Raw genomic sequence first — 15,964 nt, 5'->3', positions numbered from 1 at the left:
TCCCGGGAGACGGCGATGCGGGTTCCGTGCCGGGCCCGGGAGCGCATGCTCAGCGGAGCGGGCGGGCGGCCCGCAGGGTGTCCCGGGGACTCGGCCGGCTCCGGGGGGGCCCCGGGGGGGGGGGGGGGGGGGGGGGGGGGGCGCGGCCGGGGGGGGGGGGGGGCGCGCCCCCCCCCCCCCCCCCGGGGGGGCGGGGGGGGTGGGGGGGGGGGGCGGGGGGGGCGGGGGGGGGCGGGGGGGGCCGGGCCCCCCCGGGGGGGGGGGCCGGCCAGAGCGGGCGGCAGGGGCTCGCCGGCCCAGACCACCACGGTCGGCGGCAGCAGGCACGAGCGGGACTCCGCGGCGGCGAGGCACTTCCGTACGTCCGCCGGAGTGCCGGCGTCGACGCCCAGCGCGGCGAGCACGGCGATGACCGTGTCGTCGGGGACGGACACCGTGACATCCGGCGACGGGGAGTAGGAGGTGGCGACACCGTGCAGTGCGGCGAGCCGGGACAAGCCCATTCAGACTCCTGGGAACTCCATGCCCCCCGCGGTGCCGGGTGCGGTCGGCTCGCTGGTCAGTGGGGCGACGGCGGCGAGCGGAGGCTCGCTCGTGAGAGGGGTGGCATCGGCGAGCGGAGGCTCGCTGGTCAGCGGCGCGGAATCGGCGAAGGAGGACTCACCGAGCAACAGGGAGACATCGGCGAGCGGCGGCCCGCTGATCAGGTGGGCGACATCGGCAAGGGGAAGTTCGCTGGTCAGCGGCGCGGACTCGGACTGGGCGGGTACCTGTTTGGAGAGGGCGGAGAGCAGAAGCTGCGCGGCAGCGGGCATGGTGGCCTCCTGGCCATGGAGAACAGGACACAGCAGACCTACCCAAGCCTCGCCGCGGCAGACGTGGACGTGATGCAGGCGTTATGACAACGAGCCCAACGTGCTCCGGGTCACATTCCGTTCCCCCGCACGGAAGGTATGGGCCGTTTTTGGCCACTCCCGGCCGCCACACCAGCCCCACAGCACCCGAAGGCGTCACGGATCCCGGCGTTTCCGACAGAACGGGCAAGCGCATTGACACCCTTGCGCCCGGGTGGTGGGCTCGGACCCCGCCAGGGGTGTGGGGACGTACGGAAGGGGACACGACGTGCGGATCGGGCGCAGAAGGCAGGCTACGGCCGTGGCCGCCGCCGTGATCGGCGGACTCCTCGGGTCCGTCTCCGTCGCTCCGGCGGCGACGGCCGCCCCCGTCGCTCCCAGCGACCCCGGCAGGCCCGTCGCCGACGCCCTCGACCGTGCCGACAGCGCACGGACGCCGTCCGTCTGGCCCCGCCCGCAGAGCATGAGGACCACCGGGCCCGCCGTGGAGCTGGGCTCGGAGGCCACGCTCGTCGCCGCGCCGGAGGCCGACCCGTACGCCGTCGAGCAGGCGCGCGACCTGCTGCGCTCGGCGGGCGTCCGCACCCTGCACGAGAGCCTGCCGGGCGACGGCCCCGTGATCCGGCTCGGCGGCAACGGCGCGGGCGAGGCGCTGCGGGCGCTGCGCGCTCCCGACCGGGCCGACCTGCCGTCGGGCGGCTACCGGCTCGCGGTCGGCGAGGTCGCCGGGCGGGCCACCGTCGCCCTGGACGGGCTCGGCGCAGACGGCCTCTTCCACGCCGTCCAGACCCTGCGCCAACTGGTCACCGGCGGATCGGTGGCCGGCGTGACCGTACGGGACTGGCCGGGAACCGCCGTACGCGGCATGGCCGAGGGCTTCTACGGACAGCCCTGGACCCAGGAGGACCGGCTCGCCCAGATCGCCTTCATGGGCCGCACCAAGCAGAACCGCTATCTCTACGCGGCGGGCGACGACCCCTACCGGCTGGCGCGCTGGCGCGAGCCCTATCCGGCCGACAAGCGGGCCGACTTCCGGGCACTGGCCGAGCGGGCGCGCGCCGAGCACGTCACGCTCGGCTGGGCGCTCTCCCCCGGTCAGGCCATGTGCATGGCATCGGACCAGGACGTCAAGGCGCTGGCCAAGAAGATCGACGCGATGTGGGCGCTGGGCGTCCGGGTCTTCCAGCTCCAGTTCCAGGACGTCAGCTACAGCGAATGGCACTGCGACCTGGACGCGGAGACCTTCGGCAACGGTCCGAAGGCGGCGGCCCGCGCGCAGGCCCGGGTCGCGGGCGCCCTCGCCCGGCACCTGGAGGAACGGCACCCGGACGCGGCCCCGCTGTCCGTCCTGCCGACGGAGTTCTACCAGGACGGCGCCACCGACTACCGCACGGCGCTGGCGGCCGAGCTGGACGACCGGGTGCAGGTGGCCTGGACCGGGGTCGGCGTGGTGCCGAAGAAGATCACCGGGGGTGAACTGGCCGGGGCCCGCGCCGCGTTCCGCCACCCGCTGGTGACGATGGACAACTACCCGGTCAACGACTACGCCCAGGACCGCATCTTCCTCGGCCCGTACACCGGCCGTGACCCGGCGGTGGCGAGCGGATCGGCGGCGCTGCTGGCCAATGCGATGGAGCAGGCGTCCGCCTCGCGGATCCCGCTGTTCACCGCCGCCGACTTCGCCTGGAACCCGAAGGGGTACGACCCCGGCGCGTCCTGGCGGGCGGCGATCGACGATCTGGCGGGCGGGGACGCGTCCGCCCGGGACGCGCTGCTGGCGCTGGCCGGGAACAGCGCGGGCTCGGTGCTCGGCGCGGAGGAGTCCGCCTACCTCCAGCCCCTGTTCGACGCCTTCTGGAACACCCGCGCCGACGCCTCCCGCCGCGACCGGGCGGCCGGCGAGCTGCGCGCGGCGTTCTCCGTGATGCGGCAGGCCCCGGAGCGGCTGAAGACCTCCGCCGAGGGCCGGCTGACCGACGAGGTGCGCCCCTGGACCGAGCAGCTGGCCCGCTACGGCCGGGCCGGTGAGCTGGCGGTGGATCTGCTCCAGGCCCAGGCCGCCGGGGACGGCGCCGCCGCCTGGCGCGCCCAACTGGCCCTGGAGCCGCTGCGCGAGGAGATCGGGGCGAGCCGGGCCACGGTCGGCAAGGGCGTGCTGGACCCGTTCCTGGACAAGGTGGCGAAGGTGGCGGCCGGGTGGAACGGCACCGACCGCGCCTCGGGCCGGGTCACCAAGGACGCCCGCAGCTATACGGTCCGGCTGGACGCGGCCCGCCCGGTGGAGGCCGTCACGGCGCTCGCCGAGCCCGGGCACGCCCTCGCCGACGCGGTCGTGGAGGCCCATGTGCCCGGTGAGGGCTGGCGGCCCCTCGGGCGGCTCTCGCCGAGCGGCTTCACCCAGACCTCCGCGAAGGGGCTGCGCGCGGACGCCGTACGGGTCACCGTGCCGGAGGCCGCCGGGACCGCCCGGCCGCCGTATCTGAGCCCGAACCTGCCCACCGCGCCCGCCGTCGTGGCGGGGGCCCCGCAGGTGCGGGCCCTGGTGCCGTGGTTCGGGGACGAGCCCGCCGCCACGCTCGACCTGAAGCACGGGGAGACCGACGCGGAGATCGGCGGCGAACCCCAGCGGGTCGCGGCCCGGCTGGCGGGCCGGCGTCCGGCCGAGGTCAAGGGCAAGCTCACCGCGAAGGCCCCGAAGGGCATCGAGGTGCGGATCCCGAAGCAGACGACCGTGCCGCGCGGATCGCGTACGGAGGTACCCGTGGACATCACCGTCCCGAAGGACACCCCGGCGGGCGAGTACGAGGTGCCGCTGGCCTTCGGCGGCCAGGAGTCCACGCTGACCGTGCGGGCCTTCCCGCGCACCGGTGGCCCGGACCTGGCGCGTACGGCGAAGGCCTCCTCGTCCGGCGACGAGACCCCGGACTTCCCCGCGTCGGCGGCCTCCGACGGCGATCCGGAGACCCGGTGGTCCTCACCGGTGGAGGACGGCGCCTGGTGGCAGACCGAGCTGGAGAAGCCGGTGCGGCTGGGCCAGGTGGTGCTGAGCTGGCAGGACGCGTACGCCTCCCGCTACCGCGTCCAGGTCTCCGCCGACGGTCGGATCTGGCGTACCGCCGCGACCGTGACGGAGGGCCGGGGCGGGCGCGAGTCGGTCCGGATGGACGCGAAGGACACCCGGTTCGTCCGGGTGCAGGGCGACGGCCGGGCGACGGAGTACGGCTACTCGCTCTGGTCGGTGGAGGCGTACGCGGTCGCGGACGACTGAGCCGTACGGGAAAGCCGGACGACTGAGCCGTACGAGGGAGCCGGGGAACGACCGAGGACGACGAAGGCCCGGACTCAGGCGGACACGCCGTCGATCCGGGCCATCACGTCGTCCGCGCCGAACGGTTGCAGGTACGGCAGCCAGCGCGGGTCGCGGTGTCCGGTCCCGATGATCCGCCAGGCCAGGCCGGTCGGCGGGGCGGGCTGGTGGCGCAGCCGCCAGCCCAGCTCGGGCAGATGGCGGTCGGCCTTGACGTGGTTGCAGCGGCGGCAGGCCGCCACCACGTTGTCCCAGGCGTGCTGTCCGCCGCGGCTGCGCGGAATGACGTGGTCGACGCTGGTCGCGGCGGCCCCGCAGTACATGCAGCGTCCGCCGTCCCGGGCGAACAGCGCCCGCCTCGTCAGGGGAACGGGCCCCCGGTAGGGAACCCGGACGAAGCGCTTGAGCCGGACCACGCTGGGAGCGGGCACGGCACGGGTGGCACTGTGCAGGAAGGAGCCGGACTCCTCCAGGCAGATGGCCTTGTTTTCCAGGACGAGGACGAGCGCGCGGCGGAGCGGTACGACGCCGAGCGGCTCGTACGACGCGTTGAGAACCAGGACGTGCGGCACGGTGGATGCCTCCTTGTACGCCGGCGGCGCGTGGCTCGCGCCGGGACGATCCGATCTCAGTCTCTCCTCATGCCTGGTCAAAGCGCCACCACGTACGGGTAACGGGCCGGGAGGATTCTTCTCACCCCGGGCTCCGCACGCCGCCCGGCCGTGCCGGAGGGGTGCTTCACCTGGGCGGCCGTCCGCGCTGTGCGATCGGCCACAGCGAAGGTGTTCCCGGTGAGACCCGTCTCTCCTCCCGCGACGGCAACGATCCACTCCCCCGGCTTCGTTAGTGTTGTTGACCAGCCGTCGTCCCCCTGGAGGTCTCTGCCGTGTCCCTGTCCGCCCTCTTGGCCGCAGCCCCGTCTCCCGAGCCGGGCGGCTCGCTGGACGAAGCCGCCGAACACGCCGGGAACGCCGCGGGCTGGGTCGAGGAGAACTGGTCCACCTGGCTGAGCACCGGGCTGCGGATCCTGCTGATCGTGGCCGTCGCGATCACGCTGCGTTATCTGATCCGGCGCGCCCTGACCAATCTCATAGACCGGATGAACCGCAGCGCCCAGGCGGTGCAGGGCACCGCGCTGGGCGGGCTGCTGGTCAACGCGGAGCGCAGACGCCAGCGCTCGGAGGCGATCGGCTCGGTGCTGCGCTCGGTGGCCTCGTTCCTGATCATGGGCACGGCCGCTCTGATGGTCCTGGGCGCCTTCAAGATCAACCTGGCGCCACTCCTCGCCTCGGCCGGTGTCGCCGGTGTCGCACTCGGTTTCGGCGCTCGCAACCTGGTCACGGACTTCCTCTCCGGCGTCTTCATGATCCTGGAGGACCAGTACGGCGTCGGCGACACGATCGATGCGGGGGTCGCCTCCGGCGAGGTCATAGAGGTGGGCCTGCGCGTCACCAAGCTGCGCGGCGACAACGGCGAGATCTGGTACGTCCGCAACGGCGAGGTGAAGCGGATCGGCAACCTCAGCCAGGGCTGGTCCACGGCCGGGGTCGACGTCACCGTGCGCCCGACCGAGGACCTGGAGCAGGTCCGCAAGGCGATCACCGCGGCCGCCGAGACGATGGCCAAGGAAGAGCCCTGGGCGGAGCGGCTGTGGGGTCCGGTCGAGGTGCTCGGCCTGGACGCGGTCCTGCTGGACTCGATGACGGTCCGGGTGACCGCGAAGACGATGCCGGGCAAGTCGATCGGCGTGGAGCGGGAGCTGCGCTGGCGCATCAAGCAGGCGCTGGACGACGCGGGCATCCGCATGATCGGTGTGCTGCCGCTGCAGGCCGACGCCGAGTCCTCGGCGGATCCGACGGCGGCGATGGCGGCCCCCTCCGCGTACGCCTCGGCGATCTCCCCGCAGTCGATGGCGACCACCCCGATACCACCGCCGACGAACCTGAACAAGCAGTAGGCAGACCTTCCGCCGACGCCCCGGTGACCTGCGCCCTACCGTCCTCTCAACCGAATAGGAAACTTTCCTAACAGAGTCGCGGCGGACGTCATGGGCGAATGCCGCGGACGGACGTCACGGACGTTGAGTTCCTGACAGAGGGCGGTGCATCCACGATGGCGGGAACCACTCCGGGCCCACCCGGCGCATCCGGCACTCCGGGCACCCCGCGCGTGCTGCGGGCCATGAACGACCGGGCCGCCCTCGATCTGCTGCTGGAGCACGGCCCGCTCTCCCGGACCCGGATCGGGAAACTCACCGGGCTCTCCAAGCCCACCGCGTCCCAGCTGCTGGCCCGGCTGGAGGCGGCCGGGCTGGTCGTCGCCACCGGGACCAGCGAGGGGCGCCCCGGACCCAACGCCCAGCTCTACACGGTGAACCCGCGCGCCGCCCATGTCGCCGGGCTCGACGTGAACAGCCGCCGCATCGTCGCCGCCGTCGCGGACGTGACCGGGGCGACCGTCGGGCAGTTCGAGCTGGCCACCCCGGGGCGGCGCGCCGACAGCGTGGTGCGGCAGGTCGCCGACGCGCTGGATGGGGCGGTCAAGGACGCGGGGCTGACCCGCGGGGACGTGCACCGGATCGTCATCGGCACCCCGGGCGCCTTCGACCCGGGCACCGGACGGCTCCGGTACGCCTCGCACCTGCCCGGCTGGCACTCCCCCACCCTGCTGGACGAGCTGGCCGCGTTTCTGCCGATGCCGGTGGAGTACGAGAACGACGTCAACCTGGTCGCCGTCGCCGAGCAGCGCCTCGGTGCGGCCCGCGGCCACGAGGACTTCGTCCTGCTGTGGAACGAGGAGGGCCTCGGCGCCGCCCTCGTCATCAACGGCCGGCTGCACCGCGGCTTCACCGGCGGCGCGGGCGAGGTCGGCTTCCTGCCGGTCCCCGGCACCCCCCTCGTCCGCCAGGTCGTCAAGGCCAACAGCGGCGGCTTCCAGGAGCTGGCGGGCGCCCAGTCGGTGCCCCGGCTCGCCAAGGCGCTGGGTATCGACACCCCTCAGCAGCCGTACGCGAAGGTCGCCGCCGAACTGCTGGCGCGGGCGGCCGACGCGTACGAGGAGGACGAGGCGCTCACCGAACTGCTGCGCCAGTACGCCCAGCGCCTCGCCACCGGCCTCGCCTCCGTCACCGCCGTCCTGGACCCCGGGCTGATCGTGCTCTCCGGCGGGGCGGTCGCCGCGGGCGGCGAGATCCTGCGCTCCCTGATCCAGTCCGAGCTGGCCGAGCTGGCCGCCTCCCGGCCGCGTCTGGTCGTCGGCGAGATCGACCGTACGCCCGTCCTGCGCGGCGCCCTGGAGCGGGCGCTCGCCGACACCCGCGACGAAGTGTTCGACACCTCGCGCTGAGCCACCCCCTTCCCGCACCCCCCTTCCCGCATCCCTCGTCGTCTGCCTCTCTTCCTCCGCCCCCGGTCCCTGGGAGTTTTGTCATGCGCACCAGCCGTCTCACCACCACCGCTGTCGCCGTCGCCGCGATATCGGTGCTCGCCACCGCCTGTACCGGCCAGTCCGAGGCCGGCGCCTCCGACGACCCGGACGCGAAGACCACGATCAACTTCTGGCACGGCTGGAGCGCGCCCGCCGAGGTGAAGGCGGTCCAGGACAACATCGACCGGTTCGAGAAGGCCCACCCGAACATCACGGTGAAGGTCTCCGGCAACATCAACGACGACAAGCTCAACCAGGCGCTGCGCGCGGGCGGTTCGGACGGGCCGGACGTGGTCTCGTCCTTCACCACGGCCAACGTCGGCAAGTTCTGCTCGTCGGGCGCCTTCACCGACCTGAAGCCGTTCATCGAGAAGTCGAAGCTGGATCTGGAGAAGACCTTCCCGAAGGTCCTCCTGGACTACACCCAGTTCGAGGGCAAGCGCTGCGCCCTGCCGCTGCTCACCGACGCCTACGGCCTCTACTACAACAAGGACGCGTTCGAGAAGGCCGGGATCACCGCGCCGCCGAAGACGATGTCCGAACTGACCGAGGTGGCGGAGAAGCTGACGGTCGAGAAGGGCGACACCTACCAGCAGCTCGGCTTCATGCCGAACTTCCACGGCTACGAGACCGTCGTCAGCCACTACATGCCCTCGTGGGACCACGCCTACTTCGACGAGAACGGCAAGTCCAACATCGCCGAGGACCCGGCGTTCGCCAAGATGTTCACGTACCAGAAGAAGCTCGTGGACAGCCTCGGCGGCTACGACAGGCTGGAGAAGTTCCGGGGCACCTTCGGTGACGAGTGGGGCGCCAAGCACCCGTTCCACACCGGCCAGGTGGCCATGCAGCTGGACGGCGAGTGGCGGCTCGGGATGGCCGAGGACGCCGGGGTGGACTTCGAGGTCGGGGTCGCGCCGATGCCCGTCGCGGACGACGAGGCGGACAGCTACGGCAAGGGCTACCTCTCCGGCACCATCGTGGGCATCGCCCCGGCCAGCAAGAAGCAGAACGCCGCCTGGGAGCTGGTCAAGTTCATGACCACCGACACCGAGGCGGTCGTCAACTTCTCCAACGGCATCCGCAACGTGCCCTCCACCCTGGAGGCGCTGAAGTCGCCCGACCTGAAGTTCGACCCGCGCTTCCAGACCTTCCTGGACATCGCCCAGCACCCCAAGTCCAGCACCTCCGACGGGGCCGTCAACGGGGCCACGTACCAGCTGACCCTCCAGGACTTCGGCTACCAGTACGAGAAGGGCGCGGTGAAGGACCTCCAGGCGGGTCTGGAGAAGACCGCGAAGCAGATCGACACCGACATCGCCAAGGCCAAGTAGCCCGACGATGACGACGCACACCCTCCGCTCCAAGCGCCGCAGGTCGGCGCTGCGGAACGCGGCCTTCATGTCGCCGTGGCTGATCGGGTTCTCGTTCTTCTTCGCCTACCCGATGGTCTCGACGGTCTACTTCTCCTTCACGTCGTACGACGGGTTCGGCGCGCCCGCCTTCAACGGGCCGGCGAACTGGACGTACGTCTTCCGCGACTACCCGATGTTCTGGCCGTCGCTGTGGAACACGCTCTGGCTGGTGCTCGTCGTGGTCACCTGCCGGGTCGTGTTCGGCCTCGGGATCGGGCTGCTGATCACGAAGATCAAGACGGGTACCGGGGTCTTCCGGACCCTGTTCTACCTGCCCTATCTGGCCCCGCCGGTCGCCGCGACGCTCGCCTTCGTCTTCCTGCTCAACCCCGGCACCGGGCCGGTCAACGCGATCCTCGGGGACTTCGGGCTGCCGACGCCCGGCTGGTTCAACGACGCGTCCTGGTCCAAGCCGGCGCTCACCATGCTCGCGGTCTGGGGCATCGGGGACCTGATGGTCATCTTCATGGCCTCGCTGCTGGACGTGCCGGCCGAGCAGTACGAAGCGGCCGAGCTGGACGGCGCGTCCGCCTGGCAGAAGTTCCGCTTCGTGACCCTGCCGAACATCTCGCCCATCGTGCTGTTCGCCGTGGTGACGGGCGTCATCCAGGCGATGCAGTACTACACGCAGCCACTCGTGGCCGGAAAGGTCGCCTCCGGAGTCATCGGCGGCTCCGGCCAGTCCTTCGAACCCGGCTATCCCGACAAATCGACACTGACGCTCCCGCAGCTCGTCTACAACCTGGGCTTCCAGCGCTTCGACTACGGCGCCGCCTGTGTCGTCGCGCTCGTGCTGTTCGCCCTGGCCATGGCGTTCACAGCGCTGCTGATGCGGGGCCGCAACAACCTGATCTCGGCGAGTGACTGAGCCATGACCGACCTTCTCGACCCTGTTCGTAAAGCCGCTGCCGCCGACCCGGAGCGCCCCGCGCGAACCCCCGCCGCCCGCCCCGCCCCCCCCAAGGCCCTGCTGCACTGGATCGCCGTGCACTCCCTCGGGGTCGCCGCCGCGCTCTTCTTCGTGCTGCCGTTCGTCTTCGTGGTGCTGACCTCGCTGATGAGCGACCAGCAGGCGCTGACCCGCGACCTCACCCCCAACACCTGGGAGTGGGGCAACTACGAACGGGTCTTCAACACCCCGGGCTTTCTGACCTGGTGGCGCAACACCCTGCTGTACGCGGGCCTCGGCACCGTCCTCACCGTGGTGTCGTCGATCCCGGTGGCGTACGCGCTGGCGAAGTTCCGCTTCCGGGGCCGCAAGCTGTCGCTGATGCTCGTCATCTCGATGATGATGCTGCCGCCGCAGGTCGTCATCATCCCGATGTACCTGTTCTGGGCCAAGCAGATGGACCTGTCGGGCAGTTTGTGGCCGCTGATCATCCCGATGGCCTTCGGCGACGCGTTCTCCATCTTCCTGCTGCGGCAGTTCCTGCTGACCATCCCGAACGAGTACCTGGACGCGGCGAAGGTCGACGGCTGCGGCGAGTTCCGCACGCTGATGAAGGTCGTCCTGCCGATGGCGAAGCCCGGGATCGCGGCCATCGCGCTCTTCCAGTTCTTCGCCGCCTGGAACGACTACTTCGGACCACAGATCTACGCCTCGGAGAACCCGGCCGCCTGGACGCTCAGTTACGGCCTGGAATCCTTCAAGGGCGCACACCACACCGACTGGAACCTGACCATGGCCGCGACCGTTCTGGTCATGGCCCCCGTGATCGCCGTCTTCTTCTTCGCCCAGAAGGCATTCGTCGAGGGCGTCACACTGACCGGAGTAAAGGGCTGACATGAAGCTCGCAGTAGTGGGTGGCGGGTCCACCTACACCCCTGAACTGATCGACGGATTCGCCCGGCTGCGGGACACGCTGCCGATCGAGGAGCTGGTGCTCGTCGACCCGGCGGCCGACCGCCTGGAGCTGGTCTCCGGTCTCGCCCGGCGGATCTTCGCCAAGCAGGACCATGCCGGGAAGATCACGACGACCACCGACATCGACGCGGGTGTCGCCGACGCCGACGCGGTCCTGCTCCAGCTGCGCGTCGGCGGACAGGCCGCGCGCAACCAGGACGAGACCTGGCCGCTGGAGTGCGGCTGCGTCGGCCAGGAGACCACCGGCGCCGGCGGCCTCGCCAAGGCGCTGCGCACCGTGCCGGTCGTCCTGGACATCGCCGAGCGGGTCCGCCGCACCAACCCGGACGCCTGGATCATCGACTTCACCAACCCGGTCGGCATCGTCACCCGCGCCCTCCTCCAGGCCGGGCACAAGGCCGTCGGCCTGTGCAACGTGGCGATCGGTTTCCAGCGGAAGTTCGCCCGGCTGCTGGAGGTGGAGCCGGGGCAGGTGCACCTCGACCACGTCGGGCTCAACCACCTGAGCTGGGAGCTGGGGGTGCGCCTGGGCGGCCCGGACGGCGAGAACGTCCTGCCGAAGCTGCTCGCGGAGCACGGCGACACCATCGCCGACGACCTCCACATGCCCCGGCAGATCATCGACCGGCTCGGCGTCGTCCCCTCCTACTACCTGCGCTACTTCTACGCCCACGACGAGGTGGTGAAGGAGCTCGGCACCAAGCCGTCCCGGGCTGCCGAGGTCGCGGCGATGGAGAAGGAACTGCTCGCGATGTACGGCGACCCGGCGCTCGACGAGAAGCCCGAGCTGCTCGCCAAGCGGGGCGGCGCGTTCTACTCCGAGGCGGCCGTGGACCTGGCGGCATCCCTGCTGGGCGACGGCGGTTCGCCGGTCCAGGTGGTCAACACGTACAACAACGGGACACTGCCGTTCCTCCCGGACGACGCGGTGATCGAGGTCCAGGCCCGGGTCGGACGCGACGGCGCGACCCCGCTGGCCGTCCCGGCGCTGGACCCGCTGTACGCCGGTCTCATCGCCAACGTGACGGCGTACGAGGACCTCGCCCTGGAAGCCGCGCTGCGCGGCGGCCGGGACCGGGTCTTCAAGGCGCTGCTCGCCCACCCGCTGATCGGCCAGTACGCCTATGCCGAGGTCCTCACCGACCGGCTGATCGCGCACAACCGGGAGCATCTTTCGTGGGCGTGAACGTGTCGGTCGTCGCCATCGACGCGGGCAACAGCAAGACCGACGTGGCGCTGATCGGCGAGGACGGCACCGTGCTGGCCACGGCGCGCGGCGGCGGTTTCCAGCCGCCCGTGGTCGGCGTGGAGGCGGCGATCGACGTACTGGCCGCGGCGCTGGCGCGGGCGGTCGCGGAACTGCCGGATCCGCCCGTCCTCTCCGGCCATGTCTCCGCGTGTCTGGCCAACGCCGATCTGCCGGTCGAGGAGGCCGAGTTGGCCACCGCGCTGGAGGCCCGGGGGTGGGGCTCGTCGGTGGAGGTGCGCAACGACACCTTCGCGATCCTGCGCGCCGGGGTGGACCAGCCCCGGGGCGTGGCGGTGGTGTGCGGGGCCGGGATCAACTGCGTGGGCATGACCCCGGACGGGCGGGTCGCCCGCTTCCCCGCGATCGGGCGGATATCCGGTGACTGGGGCGGCGGTTCGGGGCTCGCGGAGGAGGCGCTGTGGTTCGCCGCGCGCGCCGAGGACGGGCGCGGAGAACCCTCCGAGCTGGCCCGTACGCTGCCGGGCCACTTCGGGCTCGACTCGATGTACGGGTTGATCGAGGCGCTGCACCGGGGCGCGATTCCGCTGACGCGGCGTCATGAGCTGACGCCGGTGCTGTTCGCCACGGCGGAGGCCGGGGATCCGGTGGCGGCCGCGCTGGTGAAGCGGCAGGCGCACGAGGTGGTGGCGATGGCCTCGGTCGCTCTGGACCGCCTCGACCTGCTGGAGGAGGAGGTTCCGGTACTGCTGGGCGGCAGTGTGCTGGCCGCGCGCCACCCGCAGCTGAACGACCGGATCGCCGCGCTGCTGGCGGCCCGCGCCCCGAAGGCCGAGGTGAGCGTGGTGACCGAGCCGCCGGTGCTGGGCGCGGCGCTGCTGGGCCTGGACCGTACGGGCGCGGCGCCGGAGGTCCACCGGAGGCTGCGCGCGCGGTACGCCTGAGGGTTCCGGTCCACCGCTCGTCGGGGAAACGTCCCTCCACGCACACCGCGTGGGGGGACGCTTCTCGTTCGTTCCCGGTGCGTACCCCGTGCGTCCCCCGTGCGTTCCTCGTACGGGTGAACGCCTGGCGTACGAGGGGCGGGAGGGAACCGATCGGGCCTCTGGAACGTGTACCTGATGGGAAGTCCGTTCGCTTATGGGGATGTTTCCGGGCACGTTGCGCTGCTTGCCTTGATCGGCCGCGCCCGCCCTGGTCGAATGCGGGGACTGATGACGGGGACGGGGCCCCACCGTCAGTGACCGAGGGGGAGGTCGAGTGACACACCCGCCGAGCGGCGGCTCGCAGACGCTGCGCACACCGGACCCGGTGTCCGGGCACGCCGGCGTGCCTGCACAGCGCCGCACCACGTGGGCCGCGCAGACACGGCGACTGCGTGACGTGGCGACGACCGAGCCCGGCCGGCTCCAGATCATCGGGGCCGTCCTGGCCCTGCTGGTCGTCGCGTTCGGCGCGGTGACCACGCTGGAGATCTCGCAGCGGGCCTCGTCGGCCGACGACGTGGTCAGCCGCAGTCAGCCGCTCAGCGCCGACGCGGCGGACATCTACCGCTTCCTGGCGGACGCGGACACGACGGCGGCCAGTGGGTTCCTCGCGGGCGCGCAGGAGCCCGAGGACGTGCAGGAGCAGTATCGGAAGGACATCGAGGAGGCGGCCCGGCTGCTGGTGAAGGCGTCGGGGAGCACCGACTCCGACAGCGCGTCCAGCCGTGAGATAGCCACCCTCAACAAGCTGCTCCCGGTCTACACGGGCCTGATCGAGCGGGCCCGCGCCAACAACCGCCAGGGTCTGCCGCTGGGCGGCGCCTACCTGCGGTACGCGAACCAGAAGATGACCGGCGAGATGCTCCCGGCCGCCGAGCGGCTGTACGCGGCGGAGACGGGCCGGCTGGAGAGCGACTCGGCCGACGCCCGGCAGTGGCCGCTGTGGTCGGTCGGCGCCGGAATCGTGGTGCTGGGCGCGCTGGTGTGGATGCAGCGGCGCACCTACCGCCGGACGAACCGGGTACTGAACCACGGACTGCTGGTGGCGACGGCCGCCGCCTCGGTGGTGGTGCTCTGGCTGGCCGTGGGGCATGTGGTGGCCCGTGTGGAGCTGCGGTCCGCGATGGTGCACGGCCAGGCGTCGCTGGATGTGCTCAACGACGCGCGGATCAGCTCTCTGAAGGCGCGCGCCAACGAGAACCTCACGCTGGTGGCGCGGGGCGCGGTGCTGACCCCGGACGGCTCCGCCGACCAGTACGAGGCGGACTACAGCACGGGGATGAAGTCGCTGAAGGCGCAGTTGACGAAGGCCGGGCGGCTCGCGGACGACGAGAGCGGGAGTGCGCCGGTGGCCAGGGCGGCGGACGGCGTGGCCCAGTGGCAGGTCCGGCACCGCGAGGCCCGGGCCACGGACGACCGGGGCGACTACGACGGCGCGCTGAAGCAGATCATCGGGACGGAGGAGTCCACCGGGCAGTCCTTCCAGCAGGTGGACGCCGCGCTGGAGAAGGCGCTCGCCCATGAGCAGGGCGAGTTCACCGCGGCGGCGAAGGACGGGCGCGGGGCCCTGCGGGGCCTGCCGACGGGGGCCGCGGCCCTGGCGGTGCTGGGGGCCGTCGCCGTGATCGTCGGGGTCAACCGCAGGCTCTCGGAGTACCGGTGAGAGGGGCAACGATGAGCAGGTCGAAGGACCGGCCCGGGGGCGGTGGCCTGCGCGGCTGGGGCGGTGTGACGGGGATGGCGGTGGCGTGCGCGGTCACCGCGGCGGTCACCCTGCTGCCGCTGGCCCACCACGGCGGCGGGACGGCCGGGTCGGGGGCCTCGGGCGGGGTGGTGACGGCCGACCGGGCCCGGGCCGAGGCCTGCACCGAGCCGGAGGCGAGCCTGCCGGCGTCCGGCGCGGACGGGCCGAGCGTCGACAGGATCAAGGAGCGCGGCAAGCTGATAGCGGGCGTCGACCAGAACAGCTTCCGCTGGGGCTACCGCAATCCGGAGAGCGGGGACCTGGAAGGGTTCGACATCGATCTGGTGCGGGCCATCGCCGAGGACCTCCTGGGCGACCCGGACGCGGTGATCTTCCGGGCGATCCCCACCAACCAGCGCATCGCCGCCCTCGAGAACGACCGGGTCGACGTCGTCGTGCGGACGATGACGATCAACTGCAAGCGTCTTGAGCAGGTCTCCTTCTCCACCGCCTACTTCCAGGCGGGTCAGCAGGTGCTCGCCCCGAAGGATTCGGCGATCACCGGCTACGACTCCTCGCTGAAGGGCAGGCGGGTCTGCTCGGCCGAGGGCTCGACGGCTTACGAGGCGCTGGAGGAGAAGTCCTTCGGGGCGCTCTACAAGGACGACTTCGACGGCACGGAGCGCGACCCGGACCTGCTGACCGTGCCCAACCAGCTGGACTGCCTGGTGCGGCTCCAGCTCGGCGAGGTCGACGCGATCGTCACGGACAACGCCCTGGCGGCCGGTCAGGCGGCCCAGGACCCGGCGGTGGAGCTCAAGGGGAAGGCCCCGTTCACCACCGAGTTCTACGGCGTCGCCACGAAGAAGGACGCCGACGACCTGGTGGCCCGGGTCAACAAGGTCCTCGTCGACTACCGGGCGGGCGGCAAGGACAGCCCCTGGATGCGGTCCTACGAGAAGTGGCTGGCGACCGGCCTGCCCGGGATCACCGCACCGCCCGCCCCCAAGTACCGCACCGACTGACCCCGTAGCCCCACAGGGACGTGCGCCACGGCACCCTGCGCCACAGCGGCGTACGGACCGGAACGAGCGGGACTGACGGAACAGACCGAAGCAGGCCGAAGCAGACCGATCCCGGCCGCCCCCCCCCCCCCCGCGGGCGGGGGGGGGGGGGGGGGGTGTGGCGCGCGGGGTGCGTACCCCACGTGGCGGGGCGGCG

At 72.0% G+C, this 15,964-nt stretch carries 12 protein-coding genes and 1 pseudogene; 10 read left to right on the top strand and 3 right to left on the bottom strand.

Annotated elements, in window-relative coordinates:
• A pseudogene (locus JS521_RS36455) lies at positions 1 to 503 on the bottom strand (4-alpha-glucanotransferase); the annotation flags it as partial.
• Entirely contained in the window at positions 504 to 815 is a 312-nt protein-coding gene (locus JS521_RS04005) for a hypothetical protein (RefSeq protein WP_205081313.1), read from the bottom strand.
• A gap of 307 nt (positions 816 to 1,122) precedes the next feature.
• On the opposite strand from JS521_RS04005, the gene JS521_RS04000 reads away from it, so the two are divergent.
• A complete protein-coding gene (locus tag JS521_RS04000; protein WP_205081312.1) occupies positions 1,123 to 4,122 on the top strand; it encodes a glycoside hydrolase family 84 protein in 3,000 nt (999 codons plus the stop codon).
• Positions 4,123 to 4,196: 74 nt separating this feature from the next.
• On the opposite strand, the gene JS521_RS03995 is transcribed toward JS521_RS04000, so the two are convergent.
• A complete protein-coding gene (locus JS521_RS03995) occupies positions 4,197 to 4,733 on the bottom strand; it encodes an HNH endonuclease (protein ID WP_003969129.1) in 537 nt (178 codons plus the stop codon).
• Positions 4,734 to 5,047: 314 nt separating this feature from the next.
• Here JS521_RS03995 and JS521_RS03990 point away from each other — a divergent pair, with 314 nt between their 5' ends.
• From JS521_RS03990 to JS521_RS03950, 9 genes are all read left to right on the top strand, one after another.
• The gene (locus JS521_RS03990; RefSeq protein WP_205081311.1) at positions 5,048 to 6,118 is read left to right on the top strand and encodes a mechanosensitive ion channel family protein; all 1,071 of its coding nucleotides are present in this window, start codon (positions 5,048 to 5,050) and stop codon (positions 6,116 to 6,118) included.
• A gap of 155 nt (positions 6,119 to 6,273) precedes the next feature.
• Positions 6,274 to 7,506 (top strand): ROK family transcriptional regulator, encoded by a 1,233-nt coding sequence (locus JS521_RS03985; protein ID WP_205081310.1) that lies wholly within the window; start codon positions 6,274 to 6,276, stop codon positions 7,504 to 7,506.
• An 83-nt stretch (positions 7,507 to 7,589) separates the two neighbouring features.
• Positions 7,590 to 8,921 (top strand): ABC transporter substrate-binding protein, encoded by a 1,332-nt coding sequence (locus tag JS521_RS03980; protein WP_205081309.1) that lies wholly within the window; start codon positions 7,590 to 7,592, stop codon positions 8,919 to 8,921.
• 7 nt (positions 8,922 to 8,928) lie between these two features.
• The gene (locus JS521_RS03975; protein ID WP_205081308.1) at positions 8,929 to 9,870 is read left to right on the top strand and encodes a carbohydrate ABC transporter permease; all 942 of its coding nucleotides are present in this window, start codon (positions 8,929 to 8,931) and stop codon (positions 9,868 to 9,870) included.
• A 3-nt stretch (positions 9,871 to 9,873) separates the two neighbouring features.
• Positions 9,874 to 10,785, top strand: a complete 912-nt coding sequence (locus JS521_RS03970) for a carbohydrate ABC transporter permease (RefSeq protein ID WP_205081307.1) — start codon at positions 9,874 to 9,876, stop codon at positions 10,783 to 10,785.
• 1 nt (position 10,786) lies between these two features.
• Positions 10,787 to 12,052, top strand: coding sequence for a 6-phospho-beta-glucosidase (locus JS521_RS03965; protein ID WP_205081306.1), 1,266 nt, complete (start codon positions 10,787 to 10,789; stop codon positions 12,050 to 12,052).
• The gene (locus tag JS521_RS03960) at positions 12,043 to 13,017 is read left to right on the top strand and encodes an N-acetylglucosamine kinase (protein WP_205081305.1); all 975 of its coding nucleotides are present in this window, start codon (positions 12,043 to 12,045) and stop codon (positions 13,015 to 13,017) included. Before JS521_RS03965 ends, JS521_RS03960 begins: the two co-directional genes overlap by 10 nt.
• Positions 13,018 to 13,333: 316 nt before the next feature.
• Positions 13,334 to 14,722, top strand: a complete 1,389-nt coding sequence (locus JS521_RS03955) for a GlnX family signal transduction membrane protein (RefSeq protein ID WP_205081304.1) — start codon at positions 13,334 to 13,336, stop codon at positions 14,720 to 14,722.
• An 11-nt stretch (positions 14,723 to 14,733) separates the two neighbouring features.
• On the top strand, positions 14,734 to 15,768 hold the full coding sequence (locus tag JS521_RS03950; RefSeq protein ID WP_205081303.1) for a glutamate ABC transporter substrate-binding protein: 1,035 nt from the start codon (positions 14,734 to 14,736) through the stop codon (positions 15,766 to 15,768).
• Positions 15,769 to 15,964 lie beyond the last annotated feature (196 nt).

The sequence above is a fragment of the Streptomyces durocortorensis genome (genome assembly GCF_016901035.1).
Taxonomy (GTDB): Bacteria; Actinomycetota; Actinomycetes; order Streptomycetales; family Streptomycetaceae; genus Streptomyces; species Streptomyces durocortorensis.
Note: the sequence above shows the minus strand (reverse complement) of the source record. Positions and strands in the feature narration are given on the sequence as shown.

Coding starts and splice junctions, on each gene's coding strand:
- JS521_RS03975 (WP_205081308.1), top strand. CDS start 8,929: ATGACGACGCACACCCTCCGCTCCAAGCGCCGCAGGTCGGCGCTGCGG.
- JS521_RS03980 (WP_205081309.1), top strand. CDS start 7,590: ATGCGCACCAGCCGTCTCACCACCACCGCTGTCGCCGTCGCCGCGATA.
- JS521_RS03965 (WP_205081306.1), top strand. CDS start 10,787: ATGAAGCTCGCAGTAGTGGGTGGCGGGTCCACCTACACCCCTGAACTG.
- JS521_RS03985 (WP_205081310.1), top strand. CDS start 6,274: ATGGCGGGAACCACTCCGGGCCCACCCGGCGCATCCGGCACTCCGGGC.
- JS521_RS03950 (WP_205081303.1), top strand. CDS start 14,734: ATGAGCAGGTCGAAGGACCGGCCCGGGGGCGGTGGCCTGCGCGGCTGG.
- JS521_RS04005 (WP_205081313.1), bottom strand. CDS start 815: ATGCCCGCTGCCGCGCAGCTTCTGCTCTCCGCCCTCTCCAAACAGGTA.
- JS521_RS03970 (WP_205081307.1), top strand. CDS start 9,874: ATGACCGACCTTCTCGACCCTGTTCGTAAAGCCGCTGCCGCCGACCCG.